A 25,910-nucleotide genomic window follows, 5' to 3' on the forward strand; every position below is an offset into this window, starting at 1 on the left:
ATTCTGGGTATGACCCAAAAAAGCTCTGCGTAAGAGCAGAGCTTTGTTTAAAGAATTTATGAATCGACTAACTGGGCGTTAGAAGTAGTAACGAATACCTGCAGCGAATTGGTCATCTCTGTTTTCGAATTTATTGCCAACGAGCTGATCTTTACCTAGGTCGAATTGGTATTCAGTCCAAACTAGGAATTTGTTCTTCTGGAAGTGGTATTCAACACCAGGGATAAGCAGGTTACGCTCATAGCCATCTGTTTGGTCATCACGATCTTCCATGTAGTTGTAGTTCAACGTAGGGCGTAGGCCATTGTCGAAGTGGTAGTACGTGTAGATTTCACCACCTAGGGTATCGAACATTACATCCGTACCGCCTTGGCTTACAGCTTCCCAGTTTTCGCCAACATGGAAAGTGGCACCTGCGTAGAAGCCGCCGTTGCTGTAGTTCGCACCCAATAGCATGATGCGCATGTTGTCGCCATTTTCTACGCCAACCACACCTGAGTCTAGGTCTGCAATTTCATTTTGGTGGTAAGCTGCACCTAGTGTTACGCCATCAACCGGTTTGTAAGTGATTGACGCACCCATTCCGTTTTTCAATGAAGCTGTCGCATTACTCGCTAGTGCCACTTCTTCACGTGTCGTTTGGTAAGTGAAGCCGTAGCTTACTTGGTCGTTGATCGAGTTACGGTAAGTAATGGAGTTTTCTGCTCGACCTGTACCAGATGCAATACCCCAGTCAGAAAGGTTGTAAACACCTGAGCCGCGAGTACCGAAGACACGACCTAAGTCGGTGTACCATGCGACGTCATAAAAAGTAGACCACTGCTTAGTACCTGCTGCGATCTTGCCGTATTTGTCGTGCTCTACGCCTGCGTATAGAAGTCGGTCGTAAATATTGTCGCCGTTAGCACCTGAGTTGTAACCCCATTCAGCATGGCCAAAGGCAGTCCAGCCGTTATCGAGTCCCATTTGACCTTTAAGGCCGAAACGAGAGCTACCGCTGTTCCACTCACCGTTGTGGTCGCCGCCCTTATCTTGGTAACGAACGTCGAAACGACCGTCTAAAGTAAGGCTATCGCCCGCGTCATTGGTAAAAGTGTGTGCAGCAAAAGCAGAACCTGAGGTAAGTGCTGTCAGGATCACTGCTGAAAGAATCGACTTTTTCATTGTAATTCTCTTTATTCAGGCCGTAGAAAGCCACCGTGCTTTCAAGCCCGTTATATTGGTAATGGTTTGGCAGGGTGTACCCCATCCATGAGGCACGAGTAGATTCAGTTATTAGTGGAGCAATAATGAATTGGTTGGAGCACTTACTAGGAGCGAGAAGGGTCCCCCAGTAAGCGTGGCAACCTAAATCAGATGTCTATTTAGGTTGCCACTATTTCGTTTCAATCTTTTGGATTAAAGCGTATCGATTACAGCGTTGGGTTCATGATGCTTGAAGTGCGTTCGAACACATCTAGACCTTGCTGTTGTAGCCAGTAAGGAAGGTCGATAAGAACCCAGTTCTCAGACAGTTTGTCACCGTCACGGTAGTAAACGTCAACTACTTGCATGTTTGCACGTACTTCACCGCCAGTCATACCTAGGAAGCCACCTGTTGGTGTGTTTGATAGGTTTGGCCAACCGAAGAAACAAGAGAAGTTACCTTCAGCGAAACGACAAACGTGGCCGTTGAACTTCTTGTCTTTCAGGTTGTTACGGAAAGGAAGTTGGTGCTGTTGTTGGTAGCGAGGAATTGTGTAAGACGCGCCGATACCACATGGGCCGTACCAAATCATGTCTTTTGACCAGCTCTTCGCTAGTACTTCTGGTGGGCAACCCATCGCGCCGCTGTCGTTAAGAGCAGACAGGTCATCAACCATTTTGTTTACTAGAGCAAGTGTCGCAACACCTTCTTCTGGAGCCGCGTCTTCGAATAGCAGACCGTCGTGGTTACGTGGGCCAGGGTATACGAAGTGCTTACCAGTTGATGGTGGAAGTGGGTAGCAACCCGCTTGATCCATCATGCCTAGTAGGTCTAGAAACAGGCCTGTCTTAGTGATTTTGCCATCAACAACACAGTTAAATTCTGCGTAGCGAACGTTCATGATCTTGCCAGTTGGGCGCATACCTAGGTATTCAGCGTCGAATAGACCCATGAAGTGACCCATGCTCATTACCCAAATCTCATCTGGGTTAACTTCGTTGTTACCACCGATGAAGATGTCTTGACGACGCTGCATGCGAGTCATTGACTTCATCATTGGTGCCCAGAATACGTCAGCTGCTGCTTGTGCGCCTTCTTGCTCACGGAATGGGTAAACACCGCGCCACAAGTAATCTTCAGAAGTGTGTGCTTTTAAAACTTCAGCAACGTTCTCGTGAGTTGCGTTTTCCATTGCATCGAAGTATTCACGAACAATGCGTTTCGCTTCTTGATATTTAGACATAATAATTTCTCTTTGTGTTGTCGAGTCAACATTCGGAACAGGACTCGATTTGGATTTTGTTACCGGCTGATTTATCAGCCGGCTTTAAACTTTTCGTATTTGAACTTCAGCGTATGAGTGTCGAATTAAGCTTTTGCTGCTTCAGCTTTTTTGCTCTTATCGAAGACGCCACCTTTTAGAGTTTCAGGCAGTGTTAGCCATAGTAGGCCGGCGATAATCCATACGATTGGTGAGCCCCACATTGCTGTTTGTAGGTCGGTACGCTCTTGGATGAAGATAAGAACCATTGGTGCCCACATGCCGATAATACGACCGCCATGGAATAAAGCTGCACCATAGCTACGCAAGCGTGCTGGGAACAATTCAGAGAAGTAACCGCCCCATACTGCAGAAGCAGACAGGCCGAAGTTGTAGATAAGACCTAGAAGAGCCAGCATGTTTAGGCCGCCAATCATCATGTCACCAGGTGCGACAAAGAAGATAGAAACCATGATACCTGCGAGGATGAAGCCGAACGCGTTGATCTTACGACCGTACTTATCTGCTGCCCATCCCCAGAACCAAGCACCGAAGAGTGAACCAAATGCTGAGATAGAGAAGATCAAACCGATGGTTGCACCATCAAACATACGAACATCTTTCAGGTAGGTAGTTACAAAGCCACCGAAGAATTGGAATCCGTAGAAGTTAAGACCAGAAAGAAGTAAACAAGTAATCGTAATTTTGCGGTAAGGCTTGCTTAACATCTCACCCCAAGAACCTTTTTTAGCTTCGGTTACTTCACCAGCTGCATTGGTTGTGGTTTGTTGATCTTCTTCACCGTAGGCGATCACTGTTTTGTCGCTTGGTAATACAAAGATCATTAACGCTGCTGCTACAAGCGGTGGAATACCACCTACCCACATTAGGCTCTGCCAAGGTGCATCAACACTTGTAATGAAGGCTGCGTAAGCGCCCATTGCCACTAAAGCAACAGAGAACATTGAAGAAGCAAAAGCAGTCAACTTACCGCGAACCGTTGGTGTAAATAGGCCAATCATCAAAGATACAGCTACAGTGAAGTAACCGCCTAAAGACAGTCCAATGATGAAACGCATTGCGGCCCAAGTGGCGTAGTCGGTAAACATCATGTTGATGATGGTTGCACCACCGTTTAATGCCGTAATTGCTACTAGCGTGGACTTTTTGCCGAACTTGGTTGCGAACCATGCACAGCTCAGTGCACCAATCAGAGCACCAACAGACTGCCAAGTGTAGAACTGAGCGGTATCAGAAAGGCTAATACCAGCATATTCTTCCACAATGTATGGGCGTACGTAGTCAATAATTACAAAGTTATAACAATAAAAAAAGTAACCTACTAGAATTGCTAGATATGCGGCTACCCTTTGAATCATAGGAACTTCGCTCATGTGTTTTTTAATGGTCATGACCGATAAACCTTTATTTTATATAGGGTGGTTTTGGTTTTAATTATTGTGTGTTGATTATTTAGCTTCATCACACCGTCTTCATTTCGGGAGAGATAATAGAATTTTTGTGGTTATTAGATCCGTGATCAAAGTCAATTTTAAAATGAGTGCGTACCCATTTTGTGCATTTTAGTGATCTTGATCTCATTTAACTGGGTTTTTGTGCTTTGTGGGGCGATTTGAGTGTTTAATCGTCTATCTTAGTGATAATAGTCACACTTATTGTGGGTTTTTGAGGGAAAACATCCATTTTTGAGTACTATTGGCAGCGAATTAATTGCGACATACAATAAACGGAATCTAAAAATGGTTACGTACTCAAGTTTTGTGGTTATTGCTCTTTATGTGCTAACTACTTTGTTTATCAGCTACTTAGTTAATAGGCGCTATAGCGTCGGTGGCGACTTTTCGACTGGTGGAAAACAGTTTGGTTGGTTTACGGCAGGTGTGTCGATTCTTGCAACCTACATCAGCGCAATGACGTTCGTTGGCATGCCGGGCTGGGTTTATAGCTCAGGCATGGAAGCGATGAGCGTACATTTGAACTATCCAATAGTGATCTTTTTCACTGTGCTTTTCTTTGTTCCGGTGTTTTACAAGCTCGGCCTAACCTCGATTTACGAATACCTAGAGCACCGCTTTGGCGTTGTTGCTCGCACGATCAATTCCATCGTGTTCATTGTGGTTCAGTGTATTTCGGCAGGGGTTATTCTGTATGCGGTAGCCCTGATCTTAGTGCAAGTGCTGCCAGTGAGTATCTCTGAGGCGATCATCTACATCAGCGTATTTACTGCGTTGTATACCTATGCGGGTGGTATCTCGACTGTAATCTGGACTGACATGCTTCAGTCAGCAGTGTTGATTATCGGCAGCATTGCGATCTTTGTTTTATTGCTGATGAAAATCGATGCGGGCGAGATGTTGTCTCCTGAACATTTGAATATCATCAATCTCGATTTTGACTTAGGCGTCGATACCACATTGTGGGCCGGCGTAGTGGCTGTGAGCTTCTTGCACCTGAGTGTGTATGGCACTAACCAACTGATTATTCAAAGAACATTGGCGACTAAGTGTGTTAAAACAGCGCAAAAATCGATGTTGCTTTGTGGCTACGGCGCATTTTTTGTTTATCTGTTCTTTGCTGTGATGGGGGTGCTGTTAAGTGTCTTTTATCAAGACAGCAGTTTTGAAAACAGCAACGAAGTGATTCTCGATTTTGTGTTTAACCATACCAACCCAATCATTGTTGGTTTGGTGATCTCAGCACTTTCGGCTGCGGCAATGTCGACATTGGATTCCACCTATAACTCAATGGCGACGGTCGCAACGTTCGATTTCTATAAGCGCTTCTTCCGTAAGCAAGCCTCTGACGCGCACTATGAATCAGTGGCTAGAAAAATGAGCCTGGTTGCTGCAGCGTCGGTTGTTGTGCCTGCGTTACTGGCTGTTTCTAATGAATCAGTGCTTAAAACGATTGCGAGCTTAACCTCTATTTTTGTTGGTATTCGCCTTGGCTCTTTCATCTTGGGTTTGTTCTTCAAACAAGCAAACGAGAAAGGCGTAATTGCGGGCAGTATTGGCAGTGTGGCCGTCGTATTCATCGCCAAATACAGCGGAATAGCTTGGCCTTGGTTTGCCTTGATTGGCACTGTGGTTTTCTTAGTGTTAGGTGTTGTTGTGAGCCGCTTCTGGGGAGAGGTAACCGAGCAACAAAATGAATTTATAGAAAAGCAAAAGCATTTGTTTGCAAAGCCTACCGCGAGTCATTATGGCTTGTTGGTGTTCGCTGTTGTGACGATTGCTGCTTGTACTGTTATCCCTGATTGGCTTTATGCCGCTCTTTCTTAATTGACCGATTTTTTACTGGTATATCTATGTTATCGATCTTTGATATCTACAAAATTGGTGTTGGGCCATCGAGCTCTCACACCAACGGCCCAATGATTGCGGGTTTCCATTTCACACAATTAATCGCTGATAAAATCGCAGAAGTGACGCGTATTCAGGTGGATTTATACGGTTCTTTGTCATTGACTGGCATAGGTCACCACACCGACAGAGCTACAATATTGGGGCTACTAGGCAATAAACCAGACACCATCAAAATCACCAGCGCAAACCAAGCAATGCGTCATGCCGTAGACAGTGGTGAGATGGATTTAGCGGGCACCAAGCACATTGCCTTCAACTACGAAACCGACATGTTGTTCCACAAAGACAATCTGCCTCTGCATGAAAATGGCATGATGATTACTGCGTTTGACCAGAGTGGCAACGTGATTGTCGATGAAACTTATTATTCGATTGGCGGCGGTTTTATCGCAACTGCTGATGAACTGCAAAATGGTACTCAAACCCAAGCGGTAGAAGTTCCTTTCCCGTTCAAAAACGCCGATGAAATGCTTCAACAAGCTGACAATAGTGGGATGAGCCTCGGTGGTATGATTCTAAAAAATGAAGCGGAGTTCGAAGGCGCTGACATTATTTCAGAGAAAGCGGATCAAATCTGGCGAGTGATGAGTCGTTGTATGGAGCGTGGCTTTGAAACCGAAGGCATTCTTGATGGTGGTTTGAACGTAACTCGTCGTGCGCCTAACCTACTGAAAAAGTTAGAAGCGAATGCGGCGGTTGAAAACGACCCAATGGAAATCATGGATTGGATTAACTTGTTTGCGTTTGCGGTTAGCGAAGAAAATGCGGCTGGTGGCCAAGTGGTAACATCACCAACCAATGGTGCGGCGGGCGTTATTCCTGCTGTGTTGATGTACTACCATCGCTTCATTAAAGAGTTGGATACTAAGCAGTTAAAAGATTTCTTAGCGGTATCGGGCGCGATTGGTATTCTGTACAAAACTAACGCTTCGATCTCTGGTGCGGAAGTGGGATGCCAAGGTGAGGTAGGCGTATCATCCTCTATGGCGGCTGCGGGATTAACGGCACTACGCGGTGGCAGCAATGAGCAGATCTGTATTGCGGCGGAAATCGCGATGGAACACTCATTGGGTATGACTTGTGACCCAATTGGCGGCTTGGTTCAAGTGCCGTGTATCGAGCGAAATGCGATGGGTGCGATGAAGGCAATTAATGCATCTCGCATGGCATTGAAGCGAAACTGCAAGTCTTTGATCTCACTCGATAAGGTCATCGCAACCATGTACCAAACCGGTAAAGACATGAACAAGAAATATCGTGAAACATCACTCGGTGGTTTAGCCTTGATCCATTTAGCTCATCCTTGTGAATAGCTAAGCCAGTTAACCCAGTAAATAATAACGTTAAGCCCAGAGCCTTAGACTTTAGAAATCTATCGCGGCTGGGCTTTTTGTTTTATGTGTTTTAGGGAGCTAATCTGAAAGCGGTAATCGATAGCTGTTTTTCAACTCTTTTACTGAGATGTTCGACTGAATCGCACTCACGCCTTTGACTCGTCTGATCGAGCTAATACGCTCAAAGTACTCTTCCAAATCTTTGGCCAACACTTGCACCATGTAATCGGCGCCGCCTGCAATGCAGTGACACATAGGAATCCAATCGGTTACCGCGACAAATTCTTCGAATGGTTCTGTGTTTTCAACTTCATGGTTACCCAAGGTCACAAGAGTAAAACCAGCCACATGAAAGCCTAATTTCTTACGATTCAGCTTAGCGGCGTAACCATCGATATAGCCAGTTTCCTCCATGCGTTTCCAACGACGCCAGCATGGGGTTTCGCTGAGGTTGACCTTCTCTGCGAGCTTGCTGTTGCTCATGCGTCCGTCTTGCTGGATATGCTCTAAGATGGCGATATCTGTGTCATCCAATACTTCTTTGGTGGATTCTTTCTGTTTCATGGCTATTTTGGAAAATTCTTGCTCAAATTTGGACTAATATTAGCCTATATAGCAATTTAATTCCTAGTCGAATCTGTAAACTCTCTCCCTATAAATACTTTACTTATTAGGAGTGAGAGGAAATGAGCTCTCAATTAATGCTGGCGTTCTTGCTATTTTCAACATCAATTGCAATTACCCCTGGGGCAGGCAATATCGCATTACTTGGGATTTCAAGTCGTTATGGATTTGCTGCGACTTTACCTTTTATCTCTGGGAACGCTGTTGGCATCATCATCGTACTGGCGGGTTCTAGTGTCGGTTTGGTGAGCCTATTTACCCTTTACCCAGAGCTATACAGCATTTTGAAATACGCGGGTGCGGCTTATTTGCTGTTCATGGCGTGGTCGATTGCGAATATGCAAATCGAAGAAAGCACCACTGACAATCGTTCAGGCTTTGTGTCGGGTGTGTTGGTGCAGGTGTTAAATCCTAAAGGTTGGATAGCGTCATTAACCGTGTTTTCGCAGTTCATCACTCCGAATGCAGATTACTTGATTCAAGTCGTGACCATTATCGCGGGTATGGTGATTACCGGTGTACCGTGCATGTTGGTGTGGGCGTATTGCGGCACCATGCTTAAAAAGCTACTGCAATCACCAAAACAGATGATGTTTGTGAACCGTTGCTTGGGCGGAAGCTTAGCGATGGTGGTTGCCTTTATGCTTTATCAACCGGCGTAAATCACAAAGAAAAAAACCACTCCTAAATCCATAGGAGTGGCGTCTAAATGTCGACTAAGTCGTTAACAGTAAAGAATTAAGTTAACAAATATTTAAGGAGCTTGAGTTAAAAGCTTTAAGCTTTTCAGTGTAAAGGTTAAGCGGTTTCAGCCTCTTTAACTGGAGCTGAGTTACGGATTAGGTGGTCAAATGCACCTAAGCTTGCTTTCGCACCTTCACCCATCGCAATGATGATCTGTTTGTAAGGTACGGTTGTTACGTCACCCGCTGCGAACACACCTTTCATTGATGTTGCGCCATGAGCGTTAATTTCAATTTCACCGCGTGGTGAGAGCTCAACTTTCGAACCCTTCAACCATTCGCTGTTTGGCATCAGGCCGATTTGAACAAAGATACCTGCGAGTTCAATCTGTTTAAGTTCATCGGTGTTGCGGTCTTTGTATTCCAGACCGGTTACACGGTTGCCATCACCAATCACTTGCGTTGTTTGTGCCATCTTGATGATTTCGATGTTTGGTGTTGCGTTCGCTTTGTCGATAAGTACTTGGTCGGCACGCAATGTGTCTGCAAATTCAAGTACGGTTACGTGTTCAACGATACCCGCTAAATCAATTGCCGCTTCGATGCCTGAGTTACCACCACCAATAACCGCTGTTTTCTTACCTTTGAATAAAGGACCGTCACAGTGTGGGCAGTAAGCGACGCCTTTATTGCGGTACTCTTGCTCACCCGGAACGTTCATTTCACGCCAGCGAGCACCGGTACTTGTGATAACCGTGCGAGCTCGTAGTGTTGCGCCGCTCTCTAGCTCAACGTGGATGTAGCCGTCTTCAGTGTCTTCTGCTGCAATGATGTTTGCAGCGCGCTGCTCAGTCATCACTTCAACACCGTACTCTTTTACGTGCTCTTCAAGGCTTGCCACTAATTTAGGGCCAGTTGTCGCTTTTACTGAGATAAAGTTCTCAATCGCCATGGTGTCCATCACTTGGCCGCCGAATCGGTCAGCAACCACACCAGTACGAATGCCTTTACGTGCAGCATAAATTGCCGCTGAAGAACCTGCAGGGCCGCCGCCGACAACCAATACATCAAACGGTGCTTGTTGGTTTAGGTTTGCTGCTTTCTTTTCCGCTGCGCATGAATCAACCTTGTTAAGGATTTCAGCCAGTGACATACGGCCTTGACCAAATAGCTCACCATTAACGAATACACTTGGTACTGCCATGATGTCGCGAGACTTCACTTCATCTTGGAATGCTGCGCCGTCGATCATCGTTGTCTTAACCAGAGGATTAATCGCCGACATCATATTGAAGGCTTGAACCACTTCTGGACAGTTTTGGCATGAGAGCGAGATAAAAATCTCTACATTAAGCTCTTGATCGAGTTCTTTAATTTGCTCGATTACGTCCGCTTCAAGCTTGATAGGGTGACCACCACTATGAAGCAGTGCTAGAACCAGTGACGTAAATTCGTGACCCATTGGCAAACCGGCAAAACCGATCGCGGTGCCTTTCTCTTGGTTCACGACCTGCATGATAGGGCTGCGAGTGCTTGCGCTGTCATCGCGAGTCACTTCAATTTTATCGGTTAAAGACGAGATGTCATTCGCCAGATCTTGAAGTTTGTTCGCGGTGTCGCTGCCATCCAGGCTAAGCACTAACTGAACATTGGTTTTTAGGTTTTCTAGGTATGCTTTTAGCTGCTGCTTCATTGCTTGATCTAACATAATCGTGCCTGCTCTTAAATTCTGTGTCTTGGTATTGACCAATACCTTCTTGCTGAAAAAGGAAAATAAAAAGGGGGCGCAAGTCGGCAAATATTGTGGTGTTGATGTTTTGAAAGGGTGGCGCGCGACTGCCCTTTAGGAGGGGGGCCGAAGCGCGCCTGTAGAACCGTTTAGCTATTCTTGTTAGCTAGGCTTAGATTAAATCTTGCCTACTAGGTCTAGAGATGGAGCTAGAGTCTCTTCGCCTTCTTTCCATTTAGCTGGGCAAACTTCACCTGGGTTAGCGGCTACGTATTGTGCTGCTTTAACCTTGCGTAGTAGGTCTTCTGCGTCACGGCCGATGCCTTCAGCTGTGATTTCCATTGCTTGGATAACGCCTTCAGGGTCGATTAGGAACGTTGCACGGTCTGCAAGGCCTTGACCTTCACGCATAACGTTGAAGTTATTTGTGATGTTGCCAGTTTGGTCGCCTACCATGAAGTATTCGATAGTGCCGATTTTGTCAGAAGTATCGTGCCATGCTTTGTGAGAGAAGTGAGTGTCAGTTGATACTGAGTAAACTTCTACGCCGCGAGATTGAAGCTCTGCGTATTTGTCTTGTAGGTCAACTAGCTCAGTTGGACATACAAACGTGAAGTCTGCTGGGTAGAAGAAGAATACAGCCCACTTGCCTTTAACGTCTTGCTCAGTGATTTCTACGAATTCGCCGTTTTTGAATGCTGTTGCGTTGAATGGTTTGATTTCTGTGTTGATCATGATTTGACTCTCTTTCTAATTTATAGTGTTTAACGCTATCCCGCGTCGATGTAGATATATTGCATTGCCACCGAAAATTAGTGAAATCGGACATTTCTATAGATTCAATAGGCGAATCCTATCTTCGAAAGGAAAAGGCTATCGGTAAAAGCTATCAACAAAAACAATTAACAAAAGCCATCAAACATCAACAACTCCCAATTTAAGTAGCTATGCTCTTTAGGTTGTTCTCTACATTGGGCTTATCTCTATTGGTGTGTGTATCTATGTGTCTATGTAGGTAGGGTTCGGTATGGTTTCTTTGCGTGAGTTGAGTTGTTATATCAAACTGTAAATAACAAAAAATTATCATTAATATAAATTATGATAATTTCAGTTAATTAACGCATGTACCTATACTCTCTCCATCGAAACGAAACATCGAAGCCAGTCTTCGAAACGCACAGAATTAAAAACGAATTTGGAGCAAGTTATGAAAATGAATCACGTAGGCATCATGGTTGGCGACATGGACAAAGCAGTCGAGTTTTACACTAAGGCTCTGGGTCTAAGAATCGTAATGAACAACACTAAGGTTTTGGAAGAGCGCGAATCAGCAATCGGCCGTATGTGTATCGCAGTATTTGGCGAAGGCTTCAAAGGCTTCAACATTGCACACCTAGTCACATCTGATGGCATCGGTGTTGAGCTGTTCGAAATGAAAGATCGTCAAGAGCGTCACGAAGTAGACTTCTCTCGTCTAGGCATCTTCCACTTCTGTCTGCAACTTCCAAAAGAGCAGTTTCATTCAGCTATTAAGCGCGTTGAAGAGTTTGGCGGTAAGGTTCGTATGGACATCATGCGTTACCACCCAGAAGACGAACTAAAACAAGCGCAAATGGTTTATCTAGAAGACCCGTTTGGCAACCTATTCGAATTCTACTCGCACACATACGAAGATACGTACGCGACTGATTACGAGTAATAGCGTTACTGCCTTCCATAGGTAGAAAAACCGAAACACCCCCTAAAGAGGATTGGTAGCAATACCAATCCTTTTTTTGTGTCTGTAGGGCTTAATTTAGGAACATCGGATAAACTATCGGTTGCACTAAAACAAGCCGACATTGTTGATCTATAGTGCAGCATTGGCTTGAGCGAAAACTTAACTGATTGATAAATATGATGTTAAACCATTGGCATATATGTTGCTCTATTGCCTTTATGTAAATTGTATACAATAAAAAATACATAAAGGAAGTCACATGGAACAGAACAGTGAATTGATCTACGGATTAGACGATCGACCATCAGTCAAAGCAGCCAGTTACGCGGCGCTGCAGCATGTATTAGCCAGCTTTGTTGGAATTATCACACCCACGCTCATTATTGGCGGTGTTTTAGGGTTGGGTGAACACATCCCTTATTTGATCAGCATGGCATTGATGGTGTCTGGGGTTGGCACTTTTATACAAGCTAGAAAAATAGGGCCAGTTGGCGCAGGGATGATCTGTGTCCAAGGGACCAGCTTTGCGTTCTTAGGTTCTGTCTTAGGTGCGGGTTTTCTTGTTAAAGCAAATGGCGGTGGGCCGGATGAGATGCTCGCCACCATTTTTGGTGTCTGCTTCTTTGGTGCATTTGTCGAAATCGTCCTATCGCGCTTTATCGAAAAACTCAAAGTAGTGATCACGCCCGTTGTGACCGGCATCGTTATCACGACGATTGGTGTCTCTTTGATTAAAGTCGGCGTCACTGATATCGCTGGTGGTGTTGGCGCAGAAGATTTTGGTTCTGGAAGCAATCTGATGTTGGGTGCGATTGTGCTCGGAACCATAGTGGCACTTAACCTAAGCAACAATACTATGGTTAGGCTGTCGTCTATTTTGGTCGGTTTAGTTGTAGGGTGGGGCGTTGCTATTTTGATGGGCAAAGCACCCATGGTTTCTTTTGCATCTCAACCGTTATTGAGCATTCCAGTTCCATTTAAATATGGCTTCGCTTTTGATTGGCAAGCCTTCCTGCCTATCGCTTTTATTTACTTGATTACCGTTATTGAAACCACGGGTGACCTTACCGCCAACAGTATGTTCTCAGGCCAACCAGTTAAGGGTCCAAAATACATCAATCGACTCAAGGCGGGCGTGCTAGGTGACGGTGTGAACTCGCTCATCGCAGCGGTATTCAATACTTTTCCGAACACGACTTTCAGCCAGAACAATGGCGTGATCCATTTTACTGGGATTGCGAGTCGTTACATTGGCTACTTCATTGCGGCAATTCTGTTTCTATTAGGTCTATTTCCCATCTTAGGCGCGGTATTAATGACGATTCCAAAGCCAGTATTAGGCGGAGCGACATTGGTGATGTTTGGTACGGTTGCTGCGGCGGGCATCAAGATTATCGCTAGTGAGAAGCTGGATCGTCGCAGAATCATGACGATTGCCATCTCATTAGGTTTAGGGCTGGGGGTAATGCTGGTACCGGATTTATTGAAAGAAGCCCCCACGCTAGTGCAAAGCATATTTGGCTCGCCAGTCACGATGTCGGGTGTTGCTGCTCTTGTTATTACCGGGTTGATGTCTTTGGTGCCTGAAACTAAAGCCAAATCGATGACGAATTCGGTACAAACCAGTAAAGCGTAACTTATACAGCCGAGAAGAAGCGTAGGTGACTGATTACGGACAATTGCGCTTAAGGCAGAAAAACGAATTACCCCTAAAGAGGATTGGTAGAGATACCAATCCGCTTTTGTATTTGGATGTTTGGCTGAGTGACTTATCTACATGAAGCGATTAAGAAATATACAGATTTAAGACGTTGTTAAAGTTGACGTTTTGACGATAAAACCTTTCATGAATATGACGGAAGAAAGTGTCGTTCATGAAAACATTCCGTCATCATACCGAATGGTAGCCTTGGCTGAGCAGTAACTATACTCAGCATTATATTGCTAACCAACAACAACGAAAATAGAGAAACATGCAGAGATTAGCGCACACAAACCACATGAAAAAATTACATATTATCTTTACCGCTCTTATCCTTATGATATTAGCCGGATGCACCTCAACGTCGGCTGTCGGCAGTTCTAAAACAAAGGAATATGCCAAGTCACATGCTCTTGCTGGTAAAGCTTCTTGGTATGGCGATAAATTCCATGGAAGGCTCACAGCAAGTGGTGAGACGTATAATATGAATGCGAATACTGCGGCTCATAAAACCTTGCCATTCGGGACTATCGTGAGAGTGACCAATACAGACAATAACAAGTATGTTGATGTGAAAATTAATGATCGAGGCCCTTATGTAAAAGGCAGAGTGATCGACCTGTCGCACAAGGCATTTGCAAAAATCGGCAACGTTAAACAAGGCACCGTGCCTGTTAAAATCGAGATTGTTGATGATAGTAATACCTTTCGATATAAACACTAGAATCCCCTCCTAACCTCCCCTTGGTGTACATCTACGATCCCTTACCAGTAGTGGGAAAGGGGAGGAACAGAACCTCGATATCGGTGAATCAATAGCTCATTTATGCTTACTCAATAAGGCTGCTTTGTAGCCTTTTTTGTGCCTTTCGATAATCCATTTTTAATAAGATTATCTTATTTCTAATATGTGGTTTGATGATGTTATGTGGTCAATAAATCAGTGTCTTAGCTTTCTTGTTATTAGGGTTCATTGAAATTCATTGTGAAATAATGAAAAGCTGAACTAATCCAAAATTGGTTGTGGCGGGCGTGTAATAGAAAGGGGGAGGTACAATTGATAGGAGAAGAAGACTCTCGAAGTGAGGGAAATTACATTTCGTTACTCACTGAAGTAAATCTGAAATATTAGTGACACGGTTCTGAAATTTTTGGTGTTTAGCTTATGTGATTCTATATCGAATTCAAATAAGGAAATACCCGTGAAGCTAACCCCTGTCGTTGCAGCCGTAATTATGTCTTTCAGTTCAGCAAGTTTTGCTTTTAGCTTGCAACAATCTGCTAATGAAAACAGTGAAGATCTCGTATGGACAGGGCACCTAAGCCCAGATAGCGACACGGTAATGTCTGCGATGCTCGCGGCTCATATCTATGGCGGTACAGCGACAGTACCAGAGCCGATTAATCCAGAATCCACCTTCATCTTGAACTACTGCAATGCTGAATCGCCACGCCTAGAGACAGATTACTCTTCATACCGCGTGGGGCTGGTGGATTTCAATCAGGTCACTCAGCTAGCGCCAACTATCGACCAAGCATCTATTGTTGCTGTGGTTGATCATCACGCGATTGGTGGCTCACCGATTAATACACCACAAATTGTCGAGATGGATATTCGAGGCTGGGGATCGGCTGCAACTATTCTTGCTGACAACGCTGAAAAGTTGGATGTGACAATACCTAAGCACCTTGCTTGTGTAGGCTTAGGCGCAATTCTCTCTGATACCGTGGTATTCCAATCATCAACCACCACTGAGCATGATCGTGAATACGCTGAAAAGCTGGCAAAAGTTGCAGGTATTTCAGATATCGAAGATTTCGGTCAACAGATGCTGATTGCTAAGTCGGATCTCAGTCACCTTTCTTCTGAAACCATTCTGACGCTGGATTACAAAAACTTTAAATACGGTGGCAAACAGGTGGGTATCGGTGTCGCTGAAACGCTAACGGCTCAACAACTGATTGACCGTAAAGATGAGCTTTTGGCGGCTATGAAAGCCTACAAAGAAGAGAACGGCTTGGACCATCTGTTCTTCTCTATCACAGACACTAAGAACAAAGAAGCAAACTTACTTTGGGTAGATGAAAGCGACTATCAAGTCATCAAATCGGCTTTCAACGCTGAACCAACAAGCGACATGCTGACATTAGAAGGCGTCACTTCGCGTAAGCGTCAGATTGGCCCTGCGGTACAAAAGGCAATAGAGAGCTTGTAGAGAATAAGAACCGTTACTTTATAAACAAGTAGTGAAGGGATTGGTAGAGATACCAATCCCTTTTTGTTTTGGGTGTGTTGAATTGGATTTGGATAAAATTGAGTTGCGCTTTTTCTAATTTAACAAAGCTTATGGATAACCCGGATCTAACATAGCCCTTATGATACGAATCCCAAAGGACATTCACGACCAACCACGTGAAGAGTTAGACTTAGAGCAGCCTTAAACAAGTAACGAATGCTAGTCGCGGCTTTCTATTATCGGTAAGTTAGTATTCATAGTTTGAACTAATAATACAGTGTTTTATTGTTTATAGTAAACCCCAGACAGAATGACTAACAGGACAATGAAATGACCTCAATCAAAACCATTGGTTTAACAGCTATCGCACTTGCACTTGTGACAATTACTGGCTGTACCAGCTTAAAGGTAAAGGCTGCGAACGCCTTCGTGTCTGACCCAATTATCACACACGCAGACCACGACCAACTTACCGAAGCTAGTTCGAAAATCGATGGTATCCGTTATACATCAATGACGACGACGATCATCACGACTAAGGCAGCTAAGCGCACAAATGGAGTTGCTCGCGTAGACATCGAGGCTGATGGAATCGAAGAGGTGCAATCAAAATGGCATGGTGAAGAACACGTTTGTCAGATGTACCACGATCGCATGAACAATCCAGAAACTGAGGGCCTGTCAGACATCGTCGGCAATGGATTGGCGCTGAACTACCAGATCGCTATTCGTGGTGTTGATGGTCAGTCCTATACTTGTTCTGGGCATGTAGATCCACAATAACAAAAAATAACACTGCGCTTTACTGGGTCTATTTCAAAATTTGGAAACGAATTTTTTTTATCGCTGTTTGGTGAGCAATGTACCTGTTTTTCACATTAGCTAGTTGTATTACTCGTGCCATACCTAATGAAACGTTTAAGGCACTTTCGAGAAAGGAAGTGCCAAAGGTAAAAATTCATCCTACGAAGCTTCTGTCGAGTAGACGACACTTGTTACCAAGTGCCGCCCCTCTAAGAACCGTACGTGCAACTTTCACTGCATACGGCTCAAGCCTCCACTAAGGCATCATTGATACCCAGCAACTTATAACGCAGTCGGGACAGGCTCTTTCCAAGAGTTACGAGCTAGCCTTTTAGATTTTCTCTTCACCAAATATTCTTGGTATTGAGGGTCAAAAGGGGTCGCTGCATTCCTGATTTTTACGTGTCGCTCGATGGGCACTTTAGCTATTTGGAACAGATTGAAGTGACAGTCCATGTCCATGATTTTCTGCCAACCGTGAAATTGCCACTGGCCTTTACGATTGAGAAAATACTTATGAACAACCCAGTCTTTGGACTTGGTTGGATGACGTCTAACTGCCCAGTGCCATAACGCTTGGAATAGTTTGTGGCCGACATACCCGAATACTTGTTTAGCAACACAGTGGCGATAGTAATTCGCCCACCCTCTAAGTTTCGGATTTATCAACTTGATAAGATCGTTAACAGGGATGGTTGCGTGCTTTTTAATAAGTTCACGTAGATTTCTAAGGAATAACAGCGTGTTAGATTTGCTCGGTTTAATGAGCAATTTCCCTTTGTACTTCCTGTGATTGAAACCCAGAAAGTCAAAGCCATCATCAATATGAGTGACCTTCGTTTTCTCTTCGGAGAGGGTTAACCCTCTTTCTGCCAGAAAGTCAGCAATCAACGGTTTGATATCGTTCACTAGCACTTCCTTTGAAGAGCAGGTGACCACGAAATCATCCGCATAACCAATAAAGTTGGCCCTAGCACCCATTTTCAGAGCTGTAGATTTTATTTGTTGCTCTATTCCCGCGAGAGTCATTAGCATCAAGGTTGGAGATATTATTCCACCTTGAGGTGTACCCTCATCGGTATCATAGAACAGACCCTTATCCACATAGCCAGACTGTAACCATTGCTCTAACATACGTTTATCTACCGTGATATTGTCCATAAGCCATTGATGCCCGATTTTGTCGAAGCAAGCCTTAATATCTCCCTCAAGAACCCATTTCGCTGATCGCTTTAGAGCCAAACATTTGAAACACTGACTGACGGCGTCAGCCGTACTGCGATTTGGCCTAAACCCATAGCTATTGAGGTCGGCAAGCGTTTCGGACACTGGTTCTAATGCTAGAAGGTGGAGGGCTTGTTGCGCTCTATCAATCATGCATGGAATACCCAATGGCCTGAGCTTACCGTTCTTTTTGGGGATGTAGATACGTTTGAGTGGTTTTGCAGAGTAAGCCTTGCGGCTCAGTTGATTGACTGCTTTCATACGGCGTACATCTGTGTTCCAGGTGACACCGTCTATTCCAGACGTTTTACTGCCTTTATTCTGAGAGACTCGCTTAACCGCAAGAAGCTTGGCTGAGCGAGAATGAGTCAAGAGCCACTGTAAGGACTTCACCTTACCGTATTTCTTTTCTCTCGTTGCTTTTGCGATACGCATTTGAAGCTTCAATACGTGTGCTTCAACGGATTTCCAGTCGATGGACTGCCATTGAGCGCCGTCAGAAGATGCACTAATCTCTTTCGAGATCACCATTTGCTTTTCTCCTTGAATAAAGTTCTTCAAATTCTCTCGCAATGGGAGACCAGTCGGAAGTGGGCTCACTTTCGTGATCAGACATAAGTCTGTATCTGCATCATTACAATGCAGCTTTCGCTTTTTCCGACCTCCTATACCTGCATCACTATCGGCCACAAAGGCTTTCCCAAAGGGAGTGATACAGGCTTACCCTGTTCCGTATGTTACGTAAAATGTCAGCTTAGATGCCCACTATAGTGCGGAGAGTACGGCGACCACGAAAAAGTACTGTCCAACCTCTTTCCAACTCTCATTGCCTTTTGGCCACAGCGTATTAACCACTTCCGCTGCTTCATCATATAACGCACCTTGAATGGATTCACATACGTTCATCATACTGACTACCTAGCACTTACCCGAATTGTGGTTTTCAGGAGGAACGTCCTCTCACGATTCTTTTCCCACTCAGCCCAACGGCCAAGTTTCGTTACATTGTCCGAGCCGCTGCTTTATTCAGGCTCGTAGGTTCATCTGGTGATACAGATGGTTCACTCGTTAAGCGGTGAACAACGCTTCATACGACCTCAGGTCGCACGGACAAAAATGGTTTAGAATAAAAGCTCCATTCCATTCAATGGCAGATATCTGCATCTAATCTTTCGGTTATCAATAGCGAATACTTATTATAGTCTCATAGCACACACCATAATCTTCATTATCTCTTCACAATTCAAATTAACCTTTACTATTCAGTTATTTAAAAATTACCGCACTTCATTTTTCCCCTATCTTTGTTAGTTATTATTTCATCATCAATCAAGGCAACGTTCATTCAGCCGACTTAACCTTTCAGGGGATATGATGAAAAAACTAACCAAAGCGATTATTACATGCTTGATGATTGGCTCTATAGGTAGCGGCGCATACTACTACCAAGCTCAGAACGCTCAACAAGAAATGGTGTACACCACTGACATGGTGCGTAGAGGCAACATCAAGGATGTCGTGCTGAGCAATGGTGTGCTTTACCCAAATAAATTGGTTAACGTCGGTGCTCAAGTCTCCGGAGAAATTGAACAAATTGCTGTCGAGTTAGGTCAAGAAGTCCAGCAAGGAGAGTTGATCGGACAGATAGACAGCCTCACTCAACAAAATGAGCTAAAAGAAGCGCTTGCTTCTCTCGACTCTATCGAGGCGCAAATTCGTGCTAAGCAAGCCATGATCAAGAAATCAACCTCCACCTTTGAGCGCTATAAGTCGATGCTAAGTAACAAGGCGTCATCACAAGCGGATTACGACAGTGCTGAAGCAGAGCTTGCTATCTACGAAGCTGAATTAGATCAGCTAGTTGCAGAAAAACAGAAAGCCGAAATCAACGTCGATACTGCTCGTCTAAATCTGAGCTACACCACGATTGATGCCCCAATGAGTGGCACTGTGGTGTACGTTTCAGTAGAGGAAGGACAAACGGTCAACACCAATCAATCTACCCCATCCATTGTTGAGATTGCCGATCTCGATACCATGGTGGTCCGTGCTCAAATTTCTGAGGCGGATGTTATCCATGTCAGTGAGGAGCAACAGGCTTACTTTTCGATTCTTGGCGAGTCAGATACACGCTTTAGTGGCGTATTACGCTCAATTGAACCGGGCCCGACCTTAATGAACGGTGATGATAGCAATCTAGAAATTGGCGACAGCGATGCGATCTACTACAACGCACGCTTCGAGGTGCAAAACCCAGACAGACTCTTACGCATTGGCATGACAGCTCAGGTGTCGATTGTTCTTGATAGTGCGGATGATGCTTTGATGATCCCAGCGCAAATACTACAAAACTCTGGCAAAGATGGCTTTCAAGTTCCTGTTATTCAGGGTGGAAAAGTGGAGCTAAGACAGGTCGAAGTTGGGCTTAACAATAATATATATGCAGAAATAACATCTGGCCTTCAAGAGGGAGATGAGGTGGTGGTTGGTCAAGCCTCGTCAACCGCGTCTAGCGATATGCCCATACGCGGCCAAGGCCCAATGAGGATGTAAGCGATGAATAATCCACTACTAGAAATCAAAGGCGTGAGCCGAGCGTTCCAATCTGGCGATCAAGCACTCACTGTGCTGAACAACATTGACCTAGCGATAAATCGAGGCGAGATGGTGGCGATTATCGGCGCTTCTGGCTCAGGAAAATCTACATTGATGAACATTCTTGGTTGTCTTGATAAACCATCCCAAGGCCAATATCTGATTGATGGTCAGGATGTCTCAAATATGGATGCTGATCAGCTTGCACAACTAAGACGAGAAAACTTCGGCTTTATTTTCCAGCGCTATCATCTACTGAGTGACTTAACGGCGCTTGAGAATGCAGAGATCCCTGCTTTGTATGCGAATACAACCAAAGAGCAACGCCGTGAGAAAGCCGAGCAGCTACTCACTCGATTGGGTTTAGAGGAGCGCCTTGATCATAAGCCCAATCAATTAAGTGGTGGTCAGCAGCAGCGTGTGAGTGTCGCCCGAGCACTGGTCAATGGTGGCGATGTGATCCTTGCTGACGAACCGACAGGTGCGCTCGATAGTCACAGCGGCAAAGAGATGATGCAACTTATTCAGGAGCTTCACGCTGACGGACATACCATCATTCTTGTTACTCACGACCCTAAGGTTGCCGCGTTTGCTGATCGAGTCATTGAGATCAAAGATGGTCAAATCATCCAAGACCAGCAAAACCACGATAAACCTAAATCAAACGTTGTCGCTAAAGAGAACAACGCGATCCAAGATCACAACAAACAACTCAGCATTTTTCGCTATCTAGAGGCGTTTAAGATGGCGTTGCTTGCGATGTCTAACAACCGTCTACGAACCTTTCTGACCATGTTAGGGATCATCATCGGTATCGCCTCGGTGGTATCGGTTGTGGCAATGGGTACTGGCTCCCAGCAAACCATCCTTGAGAACATGGCAAACATGGGCACCAACACGATAGAGATAAAACCCGGAACTGGCAGGGGTGATAAACACTCGGGTCGTATCCGAACGCTTACTGCGGATGATGCCAAAGTGCTCGAAAACTTTGCATTTGTTGATAGCGTGACACCAACAGTACGAGCGAATGGTGCCATTCGTTATGCCAGTGAAGTGCATACAGGAAGCGTTGAGGGAGTGGGTTTAGACTACTTTCGAGTTAAGGGGCTTGAGCTCGATAAAGGGCAGTTTTTCAGTCAAGAGAGTATCGATTCGCTCGAGCAAGTGGCGATCATTGACGCCAATGTCGTAACCGATGTATTTCAGGGGGAGGACCCGATTGGTAAGGTCATCTTTCTTGGTCAATTGCCTGTGCGCGTCATCGGTGTCACCGCAGAGCAAGATGATAGCCTTACCAGCAGCGATACGTTGAATGTTTGGCTCCCCTACTCGACAGTATCGGGCCGATTACTGAACCAAAGCTATGTTAACGACATTACGGTAAGACTCAATGACGAGGTATCAAGTTCAGCGGCTGAACAGGCGATTATCACGCTCATCAAAGCGCGTCATGGTGCCGAGGATTTCTTTACAGTCAATACAGACGCTATTCGCCAAAACATTGAGAAAACCTCATCAACCATGACCATGCTCATCTCAGCCATCGCCTTTATCTCGCTGGTTGTTGGCGGAATTGGGGTAATGAATATTATGTTGGTGTCCGTTACCGAGCGCACGAGGGAGATAGGCATTCGTATGGCCGTCGGAGCCAGACAAACCGACATCCTGCGCCAATTTCTGATTGAAGCTGTGTTAGTCTGTGTTTTAGGTGGCTTGATGGGAATAGGCTTGGCTTACTTTGTTGGCTTTGCATTAGGGTATATGGGTAGTGACATTCGAATGATTTATTCAACAAGTTCTATCATCGCAGCATTCAGTTGCTCGACTTTAATTGGCGTTGTCTTTGGATTTCTACCCGCGAGCAATGCCGCCAAACTCGATCCAGTAGAAGCACTAGCGCGAGATTAAACCAAAAACGCCCCATTCCTTATGGTGTGTGTGGCGAACCTTTACTAGGACAGAACATTGAAACTACTCTACAAATTCTTCTTCACTTTCTGTGTGACTAGCTTTACATCGGTGGGATTAATGTTGCTGCTGGTCACGCATAACTTATCTACGGGTTTCAATGATTACGTGGAAGCTGAGGAATTAAAGCATGTTGCCGCGCTACAAGAGCAATTGACTCTTTTTTACGACCAAGAAAAGAGCTGGGAGTCGTTAAAACAAGATGACGCATTGTGGAAAAGTATTGCTAACTTTCATCGAAAAGCAGACCAATCAACACAAGAGGCGGAGAGCGAATATAGCTTGGGTCGCTTACTTCACGTACCGAGACGAGTGAGTCTTTTTGATGCCAATAAAGAGGTGGTGATCGGGCGTAAAGAGTTTCACCCCGATGCGCGCAACCAGCGCATTCTGCATAATGGTAACTTAGTGGGCTACCTCTCATTCATACCCGCTCAAATTAATAGCTACAGTGCAGAGAATGAGTTTCTGGCCAAACAAACCAGAAATTACTACACCATCGCACTTGCTGTGGTTATTCTGTCATTTGTTACTGCATGGGTTTTCTCGCGACATCTTGTCTCACCCATCAGTCGCCTTATATCTGGTACCTATCGAATGATTCGAGGCGATTATCAAGTTCGCGTTGAGAAACAGAGCAAAGATGAAATTGCTCATCTGGCGGAAAACGTGAATATTCTGGCGCAAACCTTAGAGCAAAACCAAAATAACCGATCGGTATGGATGTCGGATGTTTCGCACGAGCTTAAGACACCATTAACCGTGATGCGTGGACAACTGATGGCCATTCAAGATGGGGTTTTCCAAGCCGATGAAAAGCGCATTCAACTAATGGTGGATCAGGTGGATTCATTAAGCCGCATCGTTAACGACCTGTACCAACTCTCTATCACCGATGTCGGTGGACTCTCCTATAAAAAAGAGGTGGTGCAGCCAGTACAATTGTTACTGGAAGTGTTGAGCGGATTTGAAGCAAAACTCGATCAAAAGCCACTTTCTGTTAACTGTTCGACGTTAACCCCCCTGCTAAACAATGAACGTTGTCAGATACTTGGCGATAGTGACCGCCTGAAGCAGCTATTTACTAATTTATTGGAAAACAGCTACCGATATACGCATGCTAAAGGGCAAGTGAACCTAATTGCTCAGATTGAAGATCAAGACCTCACATTAGTCTTACAAGACTCGGCGCCAAGCGTACCTGTTGAGATGCACAACAAATTGTTTGATCGTTTCTTCAGAGTCGAGTCCTCTCGAAACCGCGAACATGGCGGTTCAGGGCTAGGCTTGGCTCTGTGTAAACAAATTACCGAAGCGCATCAAGGCATTGTTATTGCTAGTAATTCCCCACTTGGCGGCCTAAAAGTGACCATCCGATTACCACTGTTTAAGGAAGTAAACCTATGACGAAACCTCAAGTTTTGATTGTCGAGGATGAAGCTCATATCGCAGAAGTTCTGGTGGCGTATTGCCAAAACAGTGGCTTTGAAGCAACACATCTCGCGAGTGGTTCAAACGTCATCAACCATATCAGAACTCACCATGTTGATATGATGCTGCTTGATTTAATGCTGCCAGATACCGATGGCATGGATATTTGTAAACAGGTTCGGGCATTTTCTCAACTGCCAATTATTATGATTACGGCAAAAAGCGAAGAGATTGACCGACTGCTGGGGCTTGAGTTTGGCGCCGATGATTATATCTGTAAACCATTCAGTCCACGCGAAGTCATCGCCCGCATCAAAACGGTGCTGCGCCGAGTGACACCGATAAATTCGGCAAATCAGCAAGCATCCATGATCATCGACTCTGGTTTTGAAATGAAGCCTGATGAGTTTGAAGTTCGCTTTGAAGGAGCTTTAATTGACCTGACGCCACAAGAGTTCAAGATCCTAAAACTGTTTCTTGAAAACACAGGTCGAGTGTTCAGCCGTGACGATATCTTAAATCGGGCTTATTCAGACACGGCTGATGTATCGGATCGCAACATCGACACTCACATCAAGAATATTCGTAAAAAGGTAGGCCAAGTCTCTACGGGCGAATCACCAATTCGCTCTGTTTATGGTGTTGGTTATAAGTTTACTCAACGAATTTGAGAGGTAAGTATTGCAGCTTCAGATGTGCTCGTAACTCGTATTGGGGCAAATCCGTGTTAGCCCAACCTCCCTCGGTAATCACACCAACCTCAAATTCCCTCCTAATCTCCCCTTAATCCGTATTTTCGACCCATTATGATTTCGTGGAAAGGGGAGGAACTGAATGCCGATGGCGACATGCGCATTTTCACATTCAGCGCCAAAGAAGATTCTCCCCCTCGGTCGTCAATCTAGAGAGGGGGATGAACTCAACTTGAGGGGGAGTTAGAGGGGGAGGGTGTTTCAAAATCGACGAATACACGGCAGCCTATCAGCTATTGAAAGCACTGCGATTGAGCCTGATATGAATGGAACGCACATACGTTCCAATTGAAAGGTTTAGCGTTCTAAAACTCACAACGTATAAGCGTTATTCGATTCCAGCCACTCTTTTACCGCTCGGTTAAAAGTGACTAACTTCTGCGGTGTTACTCTTCTTTGAGCATAGATAAGGCTTAGCTTTTGGGCTTTTATCGACCACTCAGGGAACACGTGAATAAGCTCACCTTGTTTGAGCTGCTCTTCAACTTGATAGAACGGCAAGCTGGCGACACCTATCCCTTGCATCGCTAACTCTAAAATTGAACTGTAGGTATTAGAGCTAACACTTCCGGTTACTTCAACATGGTAGGTTTGTTCGCCATTGCTCAACTCCAGCTGATTCCAGCGTTCATTTTGACTGTTAAGAATGAAGCTGCATTTATGGATGTCTTTAGTGGTGGCAAGTGGGTTAGTCGATGCGTAACCCGCACTGCAAACCAGAACATTGCGGATATGTCCGAGATCGTTGGCAATCACATCATTAGGCAGTTCATCGTAGGCTCTAAAAGCAATGTCAAAGTCGCCAGACTCTATCTTCTTTTTCATCGGCCCAAAGTCGAGAATCAAATCCACTTTTGGGTACTCTTGCTTGAAAGTAGGGATGATATGGCGACAAAGCGCACGCCCAAACTCTATCGGGGCGGTAATTTTTAAATCGCCTGCCACTTCCTGCGTCATGTCTAAGACACGCATTTCCGCTTCGGTTGCTAATAGTTGAATTTGCTTCGCTTTCGAATACAACTCTTCACCCACTTCTGTGAGGCTGATAGAACGAGTCGTTCTGTGAAACAGCTTAGAATTCAATGTTTCTTCGAGTCGTTGTACATGCCGAGACACCAAACCTTTCGACACATCCAATACTTCAGCGGCCTTGGTGAAGCTTAGCTCTTCGGCGACAGTCAAGAAGGTCTGCATATAAATCAAATTCATCATTAACACCATTTAGTAAACAGTTAAGTCATTTTGTACTGTTTTTCTCACTCCTTCAAGAA

The 25,910-nt window shown here is 44.9% G+C and carries 21 protein-coding genes; 12 read left to right on the forward strand and 9 right to left on the reverse strand.

Going from position 1 to position 25,910, the window contains the following annotated elements:
- Positions 1-78: 78 nt before the first annotated feature.
- From AB4323_RS05660 to AB4323_RS05670, 3 genes are all read right to left on the reverse strand, one after another.
- The gene (locus AB4323_RS05660; RefSeq protein ID WP_372151885.1) at positions 79-1,164 is read right to left on the reverse strand and encodes a porin; all 1,086 of its coding nucleotides are present in this window, start codon (positions 1,162-1,164) and stop codon (positions 79-81) included.
- A 248-nt stretch (positions 1,165-1,412) separates the two neighbouring features.
- Entirely contained in the window at positions 1,413-2,429 is a 1,017-nt protein-coding gene (locus AB4323_RS05665) for a nuclear transport factor 2 family protein (RefSeq protein ID WP_017065254.1), read from the reverse strand.
- A gap of 125 nt (positions 2,430-2,554) precedes the next feature.
- Positions 2,555-3,859: an MFS transporter gene (locus AB4323_RS05670; RefSeq protein WP_017104144.1), complete on the reverse strand. Its 1,305-nt coding sequence runs from the start codon at positions 3,857-3,859 to the stop codon at positions 2,555-2,557.
- Between the two features lie 348 nt (positions 3,860-4,207).
- Between AB4323_RS05670 and AB4323_RS05675 the strand changes: the two genes are divergently transcribed.
- Positions 4,208-5,749, forward strand: a complete 1,542-nt coding sequence (locus AB4323_RS05675; RefSeq protein ID WP_017065256.1) for a sodium:solute symporter family transporter — start codon at positions 4,208-4,210, stop codon at positions 5,747-5,749.
- Positions 5,750-5,775: 26 nt separating this feature from the next.
- On the forward strand, positions 5,776-7,146 hold the full coding sequence (locus AB4323_RS05680; RefSeq protein ID WP_136979737.1) for an L-serine ammonia-lyase: 1,371 nt from the start codon (positions 5,776-5,778) through the stop codon (positions 7,144-7,146).
- 99 nt (positions 7,147-7,245) lie between these two features.
- On the opposite strand, the gene AB4323_RS05685 is transcribed toward AB4323_RS05680, so the two are convergent.
- On the reverse strand, positions 7,246-7,731 hold the full coding sequence (locus tag AB4323_RS05685; RefSeq protein ID WP_017065258.1) for an Lrp/AsnC family transcriptional regulator: 486 nt from the start codon (positions 7,729-7,731) through the stop codon (positions 7,246-7,248).
- A gap of 122 nt (positions 7,732-7,853) precedes the next feature.
- Here AB4323_RS05685 and AB4323_RS05690 point away from each other — a divergent pair, with 122 nt between their 5' ends.
- On the forward strand, positions 7,854-8,453 hold the full coding sequence (locus AB4323_RS05690; RefSeq protein WP_017071831.1) for a LysE family translocator: 600 nt from the start codon (positions 7,854-7,856) through the stop codon (positions 8,451-8,453).
- Between the two features lie 136 nt (positions 8,454-8,589).
- Here the strand turns inward: AB4323_RS05690 and ahpF are convergent, their stop codons facing one another.
- Positions 8,590-10,182 carry an alkyl hydroperoxide reductase subunit F gene (gene ahpF, locus AB4323_RS05695; protein WP_372151887.1) on the reverse strand — a complete coding sequence of 531 codons (1,593 nt, stop codon included), beginning with the start codon at positions 10,180-10,182 and terminating at the stop codon, positions 8,590-8,592.
- Between the two features lie 198 nt (positions 10,183-10,380).
- Positions 10,381-10,938 carry an alkyl hydroperoxide reductase subunit C gene (gene ahpC, locus AB4323_RS05700; RefSeq protein WP_016798107.1) on the reverse strand — a complete coding sequence of 186 codons (558 nt, stop codon included), beginning with the start codon at positions 10,936-10,938 and terminating at the stop codon, positions 10,381-10,383.
- Positions 10,939-11,410: 472 nt separating this feature from the next.
- Here ahpC and AB4323_RS05705 point away from each other — a divergent pair, with 472 nt between their 5' ends.
- The 5 genes from AB4323_RS05705 to AB4323_RS05725 all read left to right on the forward strand — a co-directional run bounded on the left by AB4323_RS05705 (position 11,411) and on the right by AB4323_RS05725 (position 16,645).
- Positions 11,411-11,902 (forward strand): VOC family protein, encoded by a 492-nt coding sequence (locus tag AB4323_RS05705; RefSeq protein ID WP_017065982.1) that lies wholly within the window; start codon positions 11,411-11,413, stop codon positions 11,900-11,902.
- A gap of 280 nt (positions 11,903-12,182) precedes the next feature.
- Entirely contained in the window at positions 12,183-13,559 is a 1,377-nt protein-coding gene (locus tag AB4323_RS05710; RefSeq protein WP_372151889.1) for a uracil-xanthine permease family protein, read from the forward strand.
- Positions 13,560-13,896: 337 nt separating this feature from the next.
- Positions 13,897-14,349, forward strand: a complete 453-nt coding sequence (locus AB4323_RS05715; protein WP_372151891.1) for a septal ring lytic transglycosylase RlpA family protein — start codon at positions 13,897-13,899, stop codon at positions 14,347-14,349.
- 478 nt (positions 14,350-14,827) lie between these two features.
- A complete protein-coding gene (locus tag AB4323_RS05720; protein ID WP_372151893.1) occupies positions 14,828-15,841 on the forward strand; it encodes a manganese-dependent inorganic pyrophosphatase in 1,014 nt (337 codons plus the stop codon).
- Between the two features lie 351 nt (positions 15,842-16,192).
- Positions 16,193-16,645: a hypothetical protein gene (locus tag AB4323_RS05725; RefSeq protein ID WP_102503346.1), complete on the forward strand. Its 453-nt coding sequence runs from the start codon at positions 16,193-16,195 to the stop codon at positions 16,643-16,645.
- Positions 16,646-16,948: 303 nt separating this feature from the next.
- Here the strand turns inward: AB4323_RS05725 and ltrA are convergent, their stop codons facing one another.
- Both ltrA and AB4323_RS05735 read right to left on the reverse strand, forming a co-directional pair.
- Entirely contained in the window at positions 16,949-18,421 is a 1,473-nt protein-coding gene (gene ltrA, locus AB4323_RS05730; RefSeq protein ID WP_198593305.1) for a group II intron reverse transcriptase/maturase, read from the reverse strand.
- A 234-nt stretch (positions 18,422-18,655) separates the two neighbouring features.
- On the reverse strand, positions 18,656-18,799 hold the full coding sequence (locus AB4323_RS05735) for a hypothetical protein (protein WP_162497971.1): 144 nt from the start codon (positions 18,797-18,799) through the stop codon (positions 18,656-18,658).
- 462 nt (positions 18,800-19,261) lie between these two features.
- On the opposite strand from AB4323_RS05735, the gene AB4323_RS05740 reads away from it, so the two are divergent.
- From AB4323_RS05740 to AB4323_RS05755, 4 genes are read left to right on the forward strand one after another with little or no spacing between them, the layout of a single operon-like run.
- A complete protein-coding gene (locus AB4323_RS05740) occupies positions 19,262-20,443 on the forward strand; it encodes an efflux RND transporter periplasmic adaptor subunit (RefSeq protein ID WP_170967426.1) in 1,182 nt (393 codons plus the stop codon).
- 3 nt (positions 20,444-20,446) lie between these two features.
- On the forward strand, positions 20,447-22,396 hold the full coding sequence (locus AB4323_RS05745; protein WP_102333010.1) for a MacB family efflux pump subunit: 1,950 nt from the start codon (positions 20,447-20,449) through the stop codon (positions 22,394-22,396).
- Between the two features lie 57 nt (positions 22,397-22,453).
- Complete coding sequence (locus AB4323_RS05750) at positions 22,454-23,863, forward strand: ATP-binding protein (protein WP_372107300.1); 1,410 nt, start codon at positions 22,454-22,456, stop codon at positions 23,861-23,863.
- Positions 23,860-24,558 (forward strand): response regulator, encoded by a 699-nt coding sequence (locus tag AB4323_RS05755; RefSeq protein WP_102333411.1) that lies wholly within the window; start codon positions 23,860-23,862, stop codon positions 24,556-24,558. The genes AB4323_RS05750 and AB4323_RS05755 overlap by 4 nt, the downstream gene beginning before the upstream one ends.
- A gap of 393 nt (positions 24,559-24,951) precedes the next feature.
- On the opposite strand, the gene AB4323_RS05760 is transcribed toward AB4323_RS05755, so the two are convergent.
- A complete protein-coding gene (locus AB4323_RS05760) occupies positions 24,952-25,848 on the reverse strand; it encodes a LysR family transcriptional regulator (protein ID WP_372151895.1) in 897 nt (298 codons plus the stop codon).
- Between the last annotated feature and the right edge of the window lie 62 nt (positions 25,849-25,910).

Origin of the sequence: Vibrio sp. 10N.261.52.C11 (assembly GCF_041471405.1) — a bacterium.
GTDB lineage: Bacteria > Pseudomonadota > Gammaproteobacteria > Enterobacterales > Vibrionaceae > Vibrio > Vibrio crassostreae_C.